This is a genomic window from Dactylosporangium sp. NPDC005572, from assembly GCF_040605515.1.
GTDB lineage: Bacteria > Actinomycetota > Actinomycetes > Mycobacteriales > Micromonosporaceae > Dactylosporangium.
Window position 1 is genome coordinate 14148 of the sequence record NZ_JBEXCY010000017.1, and the last position, 13754, is coordinate 27901.

The 13754-nt window shown below is 72.2% G+C and carries 11 protein-coding genes; 3 read left to right on the forward strand and 8 right to left on the reverse strand.

Features of this window, described 5'->3' with window-relative positions; genetic code table 11:
• Nucleotides 1-76: 76 nt before the first annotated feature.
• The 6 genes from ABZS66_RS11810 to ABZS66_RS11835 form a co-directional block, all read right to left on the reverse strand.
• The gene (locus ABZS66_RS11810) at nucleotides 77-1105 is read right to left on the reverse strand and encodes a glycosyltransferase family 2 protein (protein WP_354757081.1); all 1029 of its coding nucleotides are present in this window, start codon (nucleotides 1103-1105) and stop codon (nucleotides 77-79) included.
• Between the two features lie 28 nt (nucleotides 1106-1133).
• On the reverse strand, nucleotides 1134-2087 hold the full coding sequence (locus ABZS66_RS11815) for a UbiA prenyltransferase family protein (RefSeq protein ID WP_354757082.1): 954 nt from the start codon (nucleotides 2085-2087) through the stop codon (nucleotides 1134-1136).
• A gap of 13 nt (nucleotides 2088-2100) precedes the next feature.
• On the reverse strand, nucleotides 2101-3159 hold the full coding sequence (locus ABZS66_RS11820; RefSeq protein WP_354757083.1) for an NAD-dependent epimerase/dehydratase family protein: 1059 nt from the start codon (nucleotides 3157-3159) through the stop codon (nucleotides 2101-2103).
• Nucleotides 3156-4475, reverse strand: coding sequence for an aspartate aminotransferase family protein (locus ABZS66_RS11825; protein ID WP_354757135.1), 1320 nt, complete (start codon nucleotides 4473-4475; stop codon nucleotides 3156-3158). The genes ABZS66_RS11820 and ABZS66_RS11825 overlap by 4 nt, the downstream gene beginning before the upstream one ends.
• A 189-nt stretch (nucleotides 4476-4664) precedes the next feature.
• On the reverse strand, nucleotides 4665-5144 hold the full coding sequence (locus ABZS66_RS11830; RefSeq protein WP_354757084.1) for a hypothetical protein: 480 nt from the start codon (nucleotides 5142-5144) through the stop codon (nucleotides 4665-4667).
• 240 nt (nucleotides 5145-5384) lie between these two features.
• Nucleotides 5385-8567 (reverse strand): BTAD domain-containing putative transcriptional regulator, encoded by a 3183-nt coding sequence (locus ABZS66_RS11835; protein WP_354757085.1) that lies wholly within the window; start codon nucleotides 8565-8567, stop codon nucleotides 5385-5387.
• 286 nt (nucleotides 8568-8853) lie between these two features.
• Here ABZS66_RS11835 and ABZS66_RS11840 point away from each other — a divergent pair, with 286 nt between their 5' ends.
• The 3 genes from ABZS66_RS11840 to ABZS66_RS11850 all read left to right on the forward strand — a co-directional run bounded on the left by ABZS66_RS11840 (nucleotide 8854) and on the right by ABZS66_RS11850 (nucleotide 10877).
• Entirely contained in the window at nucleotides 8854-9591 is a 738-nt protein-coding gene (locus ABZS66_RS11840) for a helix-turn-helix domain-containing protein (protein WP_354757086.1), read from the forward strand.
• 19 nt (nucleotides 9592-9610) lie between these two features.
• A complete protein-coding gene (locus tag ABZS66_RS11845) occupies nucleotides 9611-10333 on the forward strand; it encodes a sulfite exporter TauE/SafE family protein (RefSeq protein WP_354757087.1) in 723 nt (240 codons plus the stop codon).
• 349 nt (nucleotides 10334-10682) lie between these two features.
• Nucleotides 10683-10877, forward strand: coding sequence for a hypothetical protein (locus ABZS66_RS11850; protein ID WP_354757088.1), 195 nt, complete (start codon nucleotides 10683-10685; stop codon nucleotides 10875-10877).
• Between the two features lie 211 nt (nucleotides 10878-11088).
• Here the strand turns inward: ABZS66_RS11850 and ABZS66_RS11855 are convergent, their stop codons facing one another.
• Nucleotides 11089-12105 carry a LacI family DNA-binding transcriptional regulator gene (locus ABZS66_RS11855; protein ID WP_354757089.1) on the reverse strand — a complete coding sequence of 339 codons (1017 nt, stop codon included), beginning with the start codon at nucleotides 12103-12105 and terminating at the stop codon, nucleotides 11089-11091.
• Nucleotides 12106-12109: 4 nt separating this feature from the next.
• Nucleotides 12110-13585, reverse strand: coding sequence for an alpha-L-arabinofuranosidase C-terminal domain-containing protein (locus ABZS66_RS11860; protein WP_354757090.1), 1476 nt, complete (start codon nucleotides 13583-13585; stop codon nucleotides 12110-12112).
• Nucleotides 13586-13754: the final 169 nt, after the last annotated feature.

Below are 13754 nucleotides of genomic sequence, written 5' to 3' on the forward strand. Positions count from 1 at the left end.
CCTCCGCTTCGCTCCGGCCGCCCGAGCTCCAAGCTGTGCCTCTGATGAGCGGCCCCTCCGCTTCGCTCCGGACCGCTCATGCCGCGGACAGCCGGATCGGCCGCGGCTGCGGAGCGAGGTCGTACAGGGCGCGGAACTCCCGCGACGCGAGCCACTGCAGCGCGCCGAAGCCCGCGCCGGCCACGATGGCCACGCTCTGCAGCACCTGCACGCCGGTGAAGAACAGGCCGAAGCCGGCGCCCCGGCGGCGGAACACGAACCGGTACATCTCGGCGTCGCACCCGATCGACACGGCGAGCAGCGCGGCGGGCGCCAGCGCGAGGAGGGGGCTCACCAGGACCGCCGGGAGGCTCAGGACCGCGGCGGTGGCGGCGACGCTGCCGAAGATGCGGGCCGAGGTCTCGAAGCCCTTGGCGAAGCTGCGCCGCCTGGTGTACAGCGGCACCCGCAGCCGGCTGCGGCGGAACAGCTTGCGCAGCAACGGCCAGAGCCGCGGCTCGTCGCGGTGCCGGCCGGACAGCGCCGAGGTGAGCAGCACCTGGTACCGGGTGGACAGCCGCTGCCCGTACTCGACCTCCTCGGTCTCGCGCAGCCGCGGGTCGAACGGGCCCATCTCGGCGAAGACCTCGGCCCGCATCGCGCAGATCGCGCTGAACAGGAACGACACCACGCCCTCGGAGCTGATCCGCCAGTAGTGCGCCTGGAGGCACCGGCACTCCTGCAGCAGGCTGTCGCGCTTGAGCGGGACGTCGTCGAGCATGCCGCAGACCGCGCCGGCCTCGGGCCGGGCGTCCAGCAGCGCGGTGGCCCGCTCGATCACGGTCGGCGCCAGTTCGACGTCCGAGTCGAGGAAGAGCAGCACGTCGCCGGACGCGAGCTGCGCGCCCAGGTTGCGGGCCGCCGCCGGTCCGCTGTTGACGGGGGTACTGACGACCCGCACGCCGGCGGCCTCGGCGATCGCCACCGAGTCGTCGGTGCTGCAGTCGTCGACGAACAGGATCTCCAGCGGCGGCACGGTCTGCGCGCGGACGGCCGCGATGGTGCGGTCGAGCGAGTCGGCGTGGTTGTAGTTGGGCATGATGACCGAGACCCGGGGTACGGACACGGTGCCTTCTCCTTGGTCGACGAGGTGGTCAGTTGATGAGCGACTGGAGCCGGTGGGCGAGCGCCGGGTCGCGCGAGAGCACCAGCGCGGTGACGAACAGCACGCCCCAGACGAGGCCGGTGCCGACGATCGCGCGGTCGCGGAGCAGGGCGAGGACGGGGTCGCCGACGCCGCGCACCAGGACCGCCTGGATGTAGCGGGCGAGCGCGAAGAGGGCCAGCGGCACCGACGCCAGCATCGCCGGCTCCGCGAACGCGCCGAGTTGCGCGTCGCCCCGCAGGTACAGCAGGAACGCCACGGCGGTGAGCACCGCGGTCAGCTGAATCAGGTGGTCGGTGAGCTCGACGGTGTAGCCGCGCAGGGCGGGCCGGTGCGCGCTGCCGCCGACCGACAGCTCCTGACGCCGCTTGCCGAGGACCAGCAGCAGGCACAGGGAGAAGACCGCCACGAGCAGCCAGGTGGGCACGCGGGCGCCGACGGTGAGGTAGCCCTCCAGCATCCGCAGGACGAACCCGGCGGCGACGCAGCCGGCATCCACCAGCGGTATGTGCTTGAGCACCCGGCTGTACAGGACGTTGAGCACCAGATAGGCCAGGATCGGGCCGGGCGGCACGCCCGGGACGGCGACGAGCAGCAGGGCGAGCAGCCCCAGGACGCCGGCCGCGACCGTCACGGCGAGCGTGCCGGAGACCCGGCCGGACGCGATGGGCCGCAGCCGCTTCACCGCGTGCAGCCGGTCGCGGCCGCGGTCGGCGAGGTCGTTGCCGAAGTACACGGCGATCGAGGCGAGGGTGAACGCCACCGTGGCCAGCAGGACGCTGCCGGCGCCGGACGCCGAGACCGTGGGCACGGCGAGCAGGGCCGCCGGGACCACCAGGACGTTCTTGGCCCAGTGGGCCGGCCGGGCGACCCGGAGGAGATCGAGCAGCAGGGGAGTGGTGGGCACGGCGGTGGATGCGGGGGTCGTTTCCAGAGTGGTCATCGCATTTCCCGTCCTAGAAGAACACCTTGGCGGCGGCGAGAGCCCCTTGCTTCCACGGCTCCCGGCTGGTGACCCCGCTCCCGGACGGCGAGCCGCGCTGCTCGCGCCACCAGTCGAACGTGGCCAGGATCGTGTCCCGGTTGGACCGGGTGGGTGCGTAGCCGAGCCGGTCCCGGGCCTTGGCGATGCTCACGTAGGAGTCGGCGAGGAGCTTGTGCAGCAGCCGCCCGTACACCGGGGACAGCCCGACCCGCTGCAGCGTCGAGAGGACCGCCACGGCCGGCCGGGCCGGCACGCCGACGACGCGCCTGCCGTGCCCGGCGGCGTCGAGGACCGCCTGGAAGTCCTCGCGGATCGTGCCGAACTCGGCGGCGGCGATGTTGTAGGTGTCGATCGCGACGTCCGGCGGTGCGGCGAGGGCGGTCTCGATCGCGGTGACCAGGTCTTCGACGGCCAGCATCTGCACCCGGACGTCGCCGCGGCCGAGGACCGGGAAGTTCCGGCCCTCCTCGGCCCACTCGAACAGCATCGCGAACAGCCCCATCCGGCCCGGCCCGAGGAACGTCTTGGGCCGCAGGGTGGTGAGGCACATCCCGTCGGCGCGGGCCTTGTCCGCCACGACCTCGGCGTCGGTCTTGGCCTCGCTATAGACGTCGACCGGCTCGCGCGGGTGCTCCTCGGTGGTGGGTACGACCTTCGGCAGGCCGTAGACCGCGGTCGAGCTGATCTGCACCACGCGCGGCACGCCGGCTTCCCCGGCCGCGTCGAGCACGCTGCGGGTACCGTCGACGATCACCGATCGGATGACGTCGGCCGGATAGCTGGGCAGCGCCGAGGCACAGTGCACGACCGCGGTCGCGCCGGCGAACGCCCGCCGCATGGCGGCGGTGTCGCGGATGTCGGCCTCGACGTGCTCCAGCCGGGCGTGCGCCGGCACGGCGCTGCCCCGCCGGTCGACCCCGCGGACCCGCCAGCCCGTCGCGAGCAGCCGCTCGACCAGGTACGTGCCGAGCATGCCGGCCGCCCCGGTCACCACGAACGCGCCCTCGGCGGGTCCGCCCCGGTGGCTCATCGGCCCGTCACCTTCTCGCGGACGAACGAGGTCAGCAGCGCGGGCAGGCCGCGGCTGAGCGTGGCGTCGAGGCTGTCCAGGAAGTGCTCCACGTCGTCGTCGGAGACGACCAGGCTGGGTGCGACCATGAGCGGGTTCTCGACGTTCGGGCTGTAGTAGGTGACGATCCCGTGCTCGCGGAACAGGTGGGAGATCACCGACAGCGTGATGAGCTTGGTCTTGAACCGCGGGTCGTGCGCGAATCCGGGCACCAGCTTGCCGGCCAGGGTCAGGATGCGCGGGCCGCCGTCGAGGAAGACGCCCCACAAGGCCCCGGTGCCCTTGACCTCGCGGACGACGTCGGGGTGTGCCTTGGCGATGCGATGCAGCTCGGGGCCGAGGTCCGCTTCCAGCCGCCGGGCGCGGGCCGGGTAGTCGTCCTCGACCACGACGTTGACCGCCTCGATGGCGGTGGCGGTCTCCTCACCGAAGCCGTAGTACGTGGTGCTGTGCAGGATCACGTCGGCCAGCCGGTCGTACGCCTTGCGGAACACCGGCTCCCGGGCGGTGTAGCCGGAGATGGACGCCTTGCCGCCACCGAGCGACTTCGAGTACGTCAGGATGTCCGGCACCAGGCCGGCGTGCCGCATGAAGTAGAACAGGCTGCCGGTTTTACCCCAGCCGGTGTAGATCTCGTCGAAGATCAGGATGATGTCGTTGCGGTCGCACAGCGCGCGCACGGCCCGCAGGTCGGCCTCGGACCAGTGACGCAGGCTGGAGGCGCTGAACGGCTCCAGCATGATCGCGTAGACGTCGCAGCCGCCGTCGGGGCGCCGGGCCGCCTCGACCGCCGCGGTCAGCCCGGCCAGATCGCCGTACGGGTAGACGCCGATGTTCGGCAGGCCCGGGAAGGCGAACGCGTTCTCCGTCGAACCGGTCAGGCTGCCTGCGCCCAGGGTCTTGCCGTGGAAGCTGATGTCGGCCCGCAGGATCGTGCTGCGACTGCCGCCGTGGTACTTGTACGCCATCTTGATGGCGCCCTCGTTCGCCTCGGCGCCGGAGTTGGGGAAGTACGAGATGTTCAGGTCGCCGGGCAGCAGCGCGGCCACGTTGTGGCTCAACGCGGCCAGGTAGGGCGAGAAGAACGCCTTGTGGACCTCCATCCGGCCCTGCTCGCCGTAGCGCTGCCGGGCCCGCAGGATGCGGGGGTGGTTGTGGCCGTGGTTGAGCACGCCGACGCCGCCGGTGAAGTCGAGCACCCGGCGGCCGTCACGCAGCCAGATCGACGCGCCCTCGGCTCGTTCGACCAGCTCCCGGCCGAAGCCGAAGGTGGTCATCAGCGAGACCTGGCTGCGGCTGACGTAGCGGCGGTAGAGCTCGTGCACCTCTTTGGTGGACAGTTGCTCCACCTGGTCCAGGCCGATCATTGCTTGGTTCATGTGCCGCCTCTCTTCGAAGTACCGATCGGAACGTTGGCGGCAGTGCAACGGGACGCCCTATCAGGCGGGCATTCGGTTGCTATCCGATTACTCTGTGTAGTCGACCGCCAGGTCCACGACGGTGAGGCGGGACCCGTGCAGCCGGCGGACCAGGACGGCGAGCAGCACGGCCCGCGGATCGGCGGCGGTGAGCAGCACGTCGGCGGCGGTCCGCAACGGGGTGGGCAGGCACCGTTCGCCGAGGTTCAGCACGACCGCGCCCGCGGCGAGCCAGCCGGCCCGCAGCGGCGCCGCGTGCACGGCGTCGACCGGGAGCACGAGGTCGGCGCCGCGCACCACGTGGCGGGCGTGCCGGTCGACGCACAGCTGGACGCCGCGGCGGCGCATCGGCTCGACCAGCCGGTCCCACAGCTCGTCGGCGGCCCGGTCGTCGCGGTCGAAGAGTGCGACCTGGCTGACGGTGGGCAGCAGGTCGGGCAGCAGCGCGAGGTAGTCGTCGGCGAGCGCGCCGCCCCCCAGCAGGCCGACGGTGAGCACCCCGCGGTTGACGAGCGCGCCAGCGACCATCAGCCCCAGGCGCGCGGGGCGTTGCTCGGGTGCGTCCCCGTGAACCACAACCGGAGACTGTGCGGCGCCGGGCTATCGATCCGCTATCCGTGGAGCATGCACCAACCCGAGTTGGCGGACGGATAGATCATTGAAATGCGGCAACGTTTCCGTGGTCCCCAGCGGTACCACACGGGAATCCGGCAGTCGGAAGGGACACCGAGATGACGCGCAGACTCGACACCAACTGGGGCAGCCCGTTCATGCCGGCGGGGTCAGCTCGCTGATCCGTTGCCGGAGCCCGCGGACCTCGGCAGTGTCGTCCTCGCGATCGACATCGCCCAGCAGAGCTCCCGCACTGACCGCGGCACGCATGGCGCCGTGCGTGTCGCCGAGGCCCAATCGCAGCTCACCCAGCACGACCAGCGCGTTGACCTGCTGTACGGTCGCCCCGACCGCACCGAACGTCCGCGCTGCGGCATCGAGCCACTCGCCAGCCCGTACCGGCTCATCCCGCTCGATGTCCAGCATGCCGAGCGCCTGCCGGGCGTGCGCCTCCACCAGCCGGTCCCCGAGCCTCTCGGCCAGCTGCAACACCTGCGACAAGGCGGTCTCCGCCGCTCCGTGCCGTCCCTCGCGGTGCCGGACCCGGCCGAGGCCCAGCAGCGCGTATGCCTCACCGAGCCGATCGCCGTGGTCCCGGGCCAGACGCAGGACCTGATGGAACGCATCCGCGCCGCGATCCAGCTCGTCCCGCCGCAGGTGGACCTCGCCGAGCCGGAACAGGATCTGCCCCTCAACCCGGCGGTTGCCGGCGATCTGAGTGATCGTCAGTGCGTCGTCGAGAATCTTCTGCGCCTGGTTCGCGTCGCCCGCGTCCAGCCGGAGCGCTGCCAGGCTGGACAGCACATGCGCCACCGCGATCTGGTCGCCGGCCTCACGCAGGATCGGCAGCGCCTGCTCGTACCCGAGGCGGGCCAGGTCCGGCCGCCCGGCGATCCGGTCGAGGAAGGCGAGGTTGCGCAGGACCAGCCCCCGCCCGTGGTGATCGTCGCAGGCGGTGAAGCCGTCGAGGGCCTGGCGCAGCCGGTCGCGCGCGTCGGCGTGGCGCTGTTCGACGATGTGCAGCGCACCCAGTGCGTACTGCATGGCGGCGATGCCTCGCCGGTTGTCCAGCTGACGGACGAGTGCGAGCGCCAGCTCGGCCGATTCCCGCCAGTCCACCAGGTAGCTGCGCGCCTCGAACAGCGTGACGAGCGTCATCGCGAGGTCCCAGGCCAGCTCGTCCCAGCGGTTGCGTACCGCCTGGCGCAGCGCGGCGGTGAGGGCCTGCCGCTCGGCCTCCAGCCAGCCGAGCGGCTGCTCCAGCAGGGCGGCGGTCGCGCTCTTCGGCACCACCCAGCGGGGCTCGGTGCCGTGGAGGACGGTGTACTGCCCGCCGTACTCGCGGCGGTGCGCCTCCTCAGCCAGGTACAGCCAGCCGGCGAGGGCCCGCCGGACCGCAGCGGCCCGCTGGTCGTCCGGCTCCTCCAACTGGGCCCGCTCCCGCGCGAACACCCGCACCAGGTCGAGCAGCCGGAACCGGACCGGCCCGTCGGCCGTCTCGGCGAGCACCGCCAGCAGGTGGGCCTCGACCAGGTCGTCGACCAGATCCTCGGCGTCGTCCAAGGCCACGTCGAGCAGCGCGGCGGCGGCCCACGAGCCGAACTCGGGCGCGTCGAGGCAGGCCAGCAGCCGCAGCAGGCGCTGGGCGTCGGGGCCGAGGCCGGAGTAGCTCACCGCGATGCTGGCCCGTACCCCGAGCGCACCGTGCTCCAGTTCGTCGAGCCGGCGGGTCTCGTCGCGCATCCGGCCGATCAGCCGGCTGGGCTTCCAGTGCGGGCGGGAGGCGAGTCTGGCCCCGGCGATCCGCAGGGCGAGCGGCAGCCCGCCGCAGAGCGAGGCCAGCTCGGTCAGGGCTGGGTCGTCGCGGCTGGCCCGGGCCGCCCCGACCACGGCCGCGAGCAGGTCGACCGACGGCTCGGGCGGCAGCACGTCGAGCGACACGTGCTCGGCGCCGGGCAGCGCGGTCAGCCGATGACGGCTGGTCACGATGACGGCAGCCGGTTCGTTGCCGGGCAGCAGCGGTAGCACCTGGGCCTCGTTGACGGCGCTGTCGAGCAGGATGAGCATCCGCCGGTCCGAGATCAGGTCGCGGTAGACCTCGCCGAGGGCGTCGACGCCACCGGGTATTTCCAGCCCGTTGACGCCGAGCGCGCGCAGGAACCGGCCGAGGATCTCCACCGGCTGGACGGGCCAGGTGCCGTCGGACAGGTTCGCGTACAGCGTGCCGTCGGAGAACGCGTCGCGCAGGCTGTGCGCGACGTGCAGCGCGAGGGCGGACTTGCCGACCCCGCCGGGGCCGGAGATCGCGACGATCGCCGGTTGCCGGGTCGCGCTGCGGCCGGTTGTGCCGGTGACCGCCGAGGTGACCCGGGCCACCTCGGCGGCGCGGCCGGTGAAGTCCGCGGTGTCCAGCGGCAGCAGGTTCGGCGGTACCGGACGGGACCGCGCCGCCCTCGGCGCATCGCCGGCGGCCGGCACCGGTGGCCGGCTCGGCGCCACCGGACGGAGTGGTGTCGGACCTGGCGGGTCCTCGGCCGCCGGCACCGGCACCTCGGCCCGTTCACGAGGTGGTTCCGGTGCGACCGGTCCCTCCGGGGCCCCGGCGAGCACCAGCTGTTCGATGCGGCGTAACTCCGCCCCCGGTTCGAGGCCGAGCTCGTCGACCAGGACGGTACGGGCCTGCCGGTACACGTCCAGGGCTTTGGCTCGTCGGCCGCAGCGGTGCAGCGCGGTCATCAGCGCGCCGTAGAACCACTCGTGCAGCGGGTGCTGGAGGATGAGCTCGCCGAGTTCCCCGACCAGCTCGGCGTGCCGGCCGATCTGCAGCTCGACCTCGATGCGCCGTTCCAGCACGGCGAGCCGCCGCTCTTCGAGGTGAAGGGCGCTGGCCTCCAGGATCGGGCCGGTCAGCCCGGCGAGCGGCGGACCGCGCCAGAGCTCCAGTGCGGAACGGAACAGTCCGGCAGCCTCGTGCAGCGCACCGTCGGCGACCAGCCTGGTCGCCTGCGCCGCCCGCTCCTCGAACTGCCGCGCATCGAGCCGCGCACCGGTGAGCATGAGCGCGTAGCCGGGCGGGCGGGTCTCGATGACCACCGGCGGGCCGGGCGACGCCGCGGCGGCGAACACCCGCCGGAGGATGGAGACGCAGATCTGGACCTGGGAGCGCGCGGTGGCCGGCGGGTGCTCGCCCCAGAGCACCTCGATCAACCGGTCGGTCGGGACCATCCGGCCCGCCTCGAGGCATAACACCGCCAGCACCGAATGGGTCCGGGGCCCGCCGAGCTGGAGCGACCGGCCGTCCACCGAGACTTCGACCGGCCCGAGGATGCCGATGTCCATGCCGCTCCGCTCTCCAGCCGCCTGCTCCGGCCGCAGCATCGAGGACTGGGAGATCCATGACGGTGAATTGAGCGTAGCAGCGGACATGATCCCTTGGCCATGTGGAGCAATCGGCCACGGCCACCCCAGTCGGGCGGAACCGGTCGACATCGCCGTGTTCTGCTGCTCGCGCCGGTGGGTGCCGTGGGTGCGTTCGGTGCGGCGATTGCCGGTACCTTGATCACGCAGGTGGCCTGGGCCGCGTGGACGGTCGGTCGGACCTGTGCGGGTAGCTCGAGGGGGTGCTGTGGCGCGGCAGTGGCGGTACGGCATGGTCGGCCAGGCCGAGGTGGCGCGGACAGTCGGCACCGGTCCGTTGACGATCGGCGCGCACTACCACGAGACGGTCCAGGTCACGATCGTCACGTCGGGCCGGCGCGCGTTCCGCACCCGGACCGGGTCCGTCGCCGCGGGTGCGGGGCACGCCATCGTCATTCCGGCGAACCTGCCGCACGCCGCGGCGCCGATGGCCGAGCGCGACGACAGCGTCAACGTGTACCTGCCGCCGCATGCCTTCGATGGCGTCCTCGGTGACGTGGCGGCAATCGTGCCGGTGCCTCCCGGCGTCGAGCGGCTGGCGCCGTCACAGGTGGCGTCGGTCCTGCACCCGTTGCTGGCGGCCGCGCCGGTCGCTCGCCGGGAGGCCGGGTCCGCCGGGTCCGCCGGGCTCACCGCCCTCGCCGCCGCCGTCATCGGCACGGACGCAGACCTGCGGACCCTCGCGGCGCGGTTCGCGACGTCCCGGGAGGCGGTGATCCGCCGGTTCGCCCGGGAGACCGGGATGACGCCGCACGCGTTCCGGGTCGTCGCCCGGCTGAACCTCGCCCGGCGACTGCTGCGCGCAGGGGCGGCCCCGGCGCAGGCGGCGGCGGAAGCCGGCTTCGCGGACCAGAGCCACCTGGGTCGGCAGTTCCGGGCCGTCTTCGGCACGACGCCCGGACGGTACCGCGCGCACCGCACTTTCGTTCCAGACAGCCGGCCGTGAGGACGCCAGGATCGGCGGCGTGGAACTGCTCGCGCTGCTCGCGGCGGGCCTGTTCGGCGGCGCCGTCAACGCGCTCGCCGGCGGTGCGACGCTGCTGACCTTCCCGGCGCTGATGGCGGCCGGGTTGCCACCCGTCGTCGCGAACGCCTCGAACGCCGTGGCGCTCGCGCCCGGCCACCTCGTCGCCGCCGTGGCCGACCGGGACAGCCGCCCCGAGGTCGACCGCCGCCTGCGCGGCCAGGTCGGGATCGCGGTCGCCGGTGGCGCGGCCGGTTCGGTCCTGTTACTGGTCCTGCCGGCCCGGCAGTTCCAGGCGGCGGTACCCGTCCTCATCGGCGCCGCCACCGTCCTGTTCGCTGCCGCGCCCCGGCTGCGGGCGCGCGGCGTGGGCGTGTCCACCGGCCCGGGGCTGTGGGTCGCGTGCGTTTACGGCGGGTTCTTCGGCGCGGGCCTCGGCGTCCTGCTGTCGGCGCTGCTCACGATGAGCTCCGACGCCGACGCCCGGCGCGTCAACGCGCGCAAGAACCTCCTCGCCTCGGCCGCAGGCCTCACGGCAGTGGGGGTCTTCATCGGTACCGGCACGGTGGCGTGGCCGGCAACCGCGGCGATGCTGACCGGCGCCTTGGCCGGCGGGTGGCTCGGCGGACGCGTCGGCGGCCGCGTACCGCCGGGCGTGGTCCGTGCAACGGTGATCCTCGGCGGCGCCACGCTGACGGCGGCCTACGCGATCCGGTTCTGGTGAGCTGCCCCGTGTGGGGGCAGCGGTGGCAAGCCAAGACGGTGCGGCCTGCGGTCGTCTGTCACGTGGGCCAGGGCGGCGGAGTCCCGGAGGCCGGGAACGGAGTCGCTGCCGGAGTTTTGTCCCGCTACGGCGACGTTCGAGGTGTCGCCAGGGGCGGACGAGGCGACGCGGGTCCGACAGCTGACTTTCACTCCCGTCCCGCCGGTACATGATCGACCTCGCGGCGACCGGCAGCGGCGCCTTTGCCGCAGGCAAATGACGACGGGAGCGTCGATGCAAATCCCAGCTCATCGGTCGCATCGCAGAGAACTGGCAGGACGAGGAACTCCTGCGCGAAACGGCCGACCTGGTGAGCGAGCTCAACGAGAAGGCGCGGATCAGCGGGCAACTGGACCGGCAGGACGAGCTCACGCTCGACGAGGCGTTCATCCGCCTGATGGACTCGTCCGCCGATCGTGCCCACCCCGTCGTCGCGCGACTGCGAGAGCTCATCGGCGAGCGTGGTTGGACCGGGTGGACTCGCTTCGAGAAACGCGAGCCATGAATCGTCAAGCCACGACCGCGGTCGTGCTCGACGAAGGCCATCGGTGAGGTCGAGAACGGCGAGTTGGTGCTCGCCACCGATCCCGTCACCGGCGAGACCACGGCCTCGGCACCGACCCGCATCGGCTCATCCAGACCTCTTGCCGGTGAAGGAGGGCGATGAGGTTTGGCCGGCTCGGCACGATCGGTCTCAGCGATCCGACTCAGCGGTGTCAGGCCGACTTGCGCACCACGAGCGAGCAATCGGTGAGCACTTCGGTCGGCGGCGCGCCACGGCCGGCGACGCGTGCTGCGAGCAGGTCGACGGCCTGCTTGGCGACCTGCGCGGTGCCTGGCTCGATCGTGGTGAGCGGTGGTGTGGTGAACTCTGCCATCGCCACGTTGTCGAATCCGATGACGGCCACGTCGTCGGGCACGCGCACGCCGCGGGCCGCGAGCGCGTGGAGCGCGCCGAACGCCATCGTGTCGTTGAAGCAGAAGACTGCATCAGGCGGCTGCGGCAGGCCGAGCAGGCGCGTCATGCCGGCGGCGCCGTCGCGCAGGTGCCACTCCTCGGCGGTGACGACGTACTCGGCGGGCATCGACAGGCCGTTCTTGGCGAGCGTGTCGCGGAATGCATCGAGACGCAGCGACGCCGCCGACGTGGTCGCGACGCGCGGGTTCGCGCCGATCGCGGCGATACGGCGGTGGCCGCGATCGATGAGGTACTGCGTCGCGAGCCTGGCCGCCTCGGTGTTGGCCATCGTGACGTGGTCGACCGGTCCGCGGAAGATCCGCTCGCCCAGGATGACCAGCCGGTCGTTGCCCGTGAGGTGCCGTTCGTCGCCGGGCCCGAGCGCGTGGGGCTGGAAGATCAAGCCGTCGGAGTGCTGGCGGCGTGCGCCCGAGAGGATCGCGATCTCGTTCTCGCGGCGTGCACCGGTCTGCTGGATGACGACGGTCCAGTCGTGCCGTTCGGCCTCGGTCATGATACGCCGGGCGAGGTCGATGAAATAGTCGATCATCAGGTCGGGGATGGCGAGCGTGATCGTGCCGGTCCGCCCGGTGCGCAGGCTGCGCGCTGACGTGTTCAGGCGGTAGCCGAGATCGTCGACAGCGCGCAGCACACGGTCACGCGTCTCGGGCCGCACCGACGTGTGCCCGGAGAGCACGTTGGACACGGTTCGGGCCGTGACGCCGGCGCGGGCGCCGACGTCGGCCATCGTGACGCTCCCGCCCTTGCGTGCCATCTGCTCACCTACCTTCGGTTGCGCAGCCGACGCGGACAGTGGCCCACGATACAGGCGGCAGCCGAAGCGCGAGCGTCCCGTCGTCGAGTCGCGTGTCGAGCGGCCGCGGCACGACGGCGTCAGGGTCGTCGACCGTGTTCGTCGCCGTGGGGTCCGGCGCCCACAACAGTTCGGCGTGCTCGACGGAGCGCGGGGTCAGCTCGCGCAGGTCGAGCGTGATGTCGGCGACCGTGACCGTCGAACGGTTGGCCAGGTGGACGAGCGCGTGGTCGCCGCCGGGGGAGACGGTGACGACGCACGTCGCGTCGGCGCCGCCCGTCGTGTCCGCCGTGGTGTCCAGCACGGTGTGGCCCGCGCTGCGGGCGACGGCGGCGAACGGGTGGAACGTGGTCTGCCGCCAGGCGGGCCGACCGGGCTCAGCGCGGATCGGGCCGATCACATTGACGAGCTGCGCCATCGCGGCGATGGCGACGACGTCTGCGTGACGCAGGATGCTCTGCAGTAGCGTGCCGACCACGACCGCGTCGGCGAGGGTGTACTTCTCCTCAAGGATGCGCGGCGCCTCCTCGAACACGCGCTGCGGCTCGATCTCGTCGTACGACGTGTAGTTCCACACGTTCCACTCGTCGAGGCTGATGCGGACGTCGCGCTCGCTGCGCGTCGCGGCCCGCACGTGCGCGATGGTCGCGGTGACGTCGTCGAGGAACCTGTCGAGCACATCCGACGAGCGCAGGAACCGCGCGCGGTCGCCCTTGTCGTAGAAGTAGATGTGGCACGACAGGTGATCGACGAGGTCGATCGTGCCCGTCAACACCTCGCGCTCCCACGTGCCGAACGTGGGCATCCGCTCGTGCGAGCTGCCGACCACGACGAGTTCGAGCGCGGGGTCGAACCGGCGCATCGCGGCGGCGGTGACGGTCGCGCGCTCAGCGTAGGCGGCAGCGGAGAGATGGCCCAGCTGCCACGGGCCGTCGGCCTCGTTGCCGAGGCACCACAGGCGCACGTCGTGCGGCTCGGGCGAGCCGTTCGCGATGCGAGCGTCGGAGAGCGTCGTGCCGCCCGGGTGGTTGGCGTACTCGAGCAGGTCGAGCGCCGAGCGTGCGTCGCCGAGGCCGAGGTTGAGCGCGAGCATCGGCTCGACGTCGGCCTGACGGCACCATGCCACGAACTCGTCGGTGCCGAATGTGTTCGGCTCGATGCTCTTCCAGGCGAGGTCGAGGCGGCGTGGGCGGGCGTCTCGTGGGCCGACGCCGTCGCGCCAGTCGTAGCCCGAGACGAAGTTCCCGCCGGGATAGCGCACCACCGTGACGCCGAGCTCGCGGACGAGCTCGAGCACGTCGCCGCGGAAGCCCTCAGGCGTCGCGGACGGGTCGTCGGGGGCGTACAGCCCGCCGTAGACGCTGCGGCCCAGGTGCTCGACGAACGAGCCGAACAGGCGCGGGTTCGCAGTGCCGATCCGGCGGGCCAGCCGGAGCCTCACGGGCGCGGCGGGAGTGTGGTCATCCACGTCGACGATCTACCTCTCTCGTTTGTTCATCGATGAAACTAGGCGACACAACTGGCAGCGTCAACGTGGGCAGTGCTGGAACTCAGACTGGCAGTAGACGCTTGACGAAAAGCTTTTCGGCAGGCAAAGTCACTGCCCTAAC

Bases quoted from the DNA above. Each gene is read 5' to 3' on its own strand.
- ABZS66_RS11815 (WP_354757082.1), bottom strand. From the start codon at position 2,087: ATGACCACTCTGGAAACGACCCCCGCATCCACCGCCGTGCCCACCACT.
- ABZS66_RS11820 (WP_354757083.1), bottom strand. From the start codon at position 3,159: ATGAGCCACCGGGGCGGACCCGCCGAGGGCGCGTTCGTGGTGACCGGG.
- ABZS66_RS11825 (WP_354757135.1), bottom strand. From the start codon at position 4,475: ATGACCACCTTCGGCTTCGGCCGGGAGCTGGTCGAACGAGCCGAGGGC.
- ABZS66_RS11830 (WP_354757084.1), bottom strand. From the start codon at position 5,144: ATGGTCGCTGGCGCGCTCGTCAACCGCGGGGTGCTCACCGTCGGCCTG.
- ABZS66_RS11835 (WP_354757085.1), bottom strand. From the start codon at position 8,567: ATGGACATCGGCATCCTCGGGCCGGTCGAAGTCTCGGTGGACGGCCGG.
- ABZS66_RS11855 (WP_354757089.1), bottom strand. From the start codon at position 12,105: ATGGCACGCAAGGGCGGGAGCGTCACGATGGCCGACGTCGGCGCCCGC.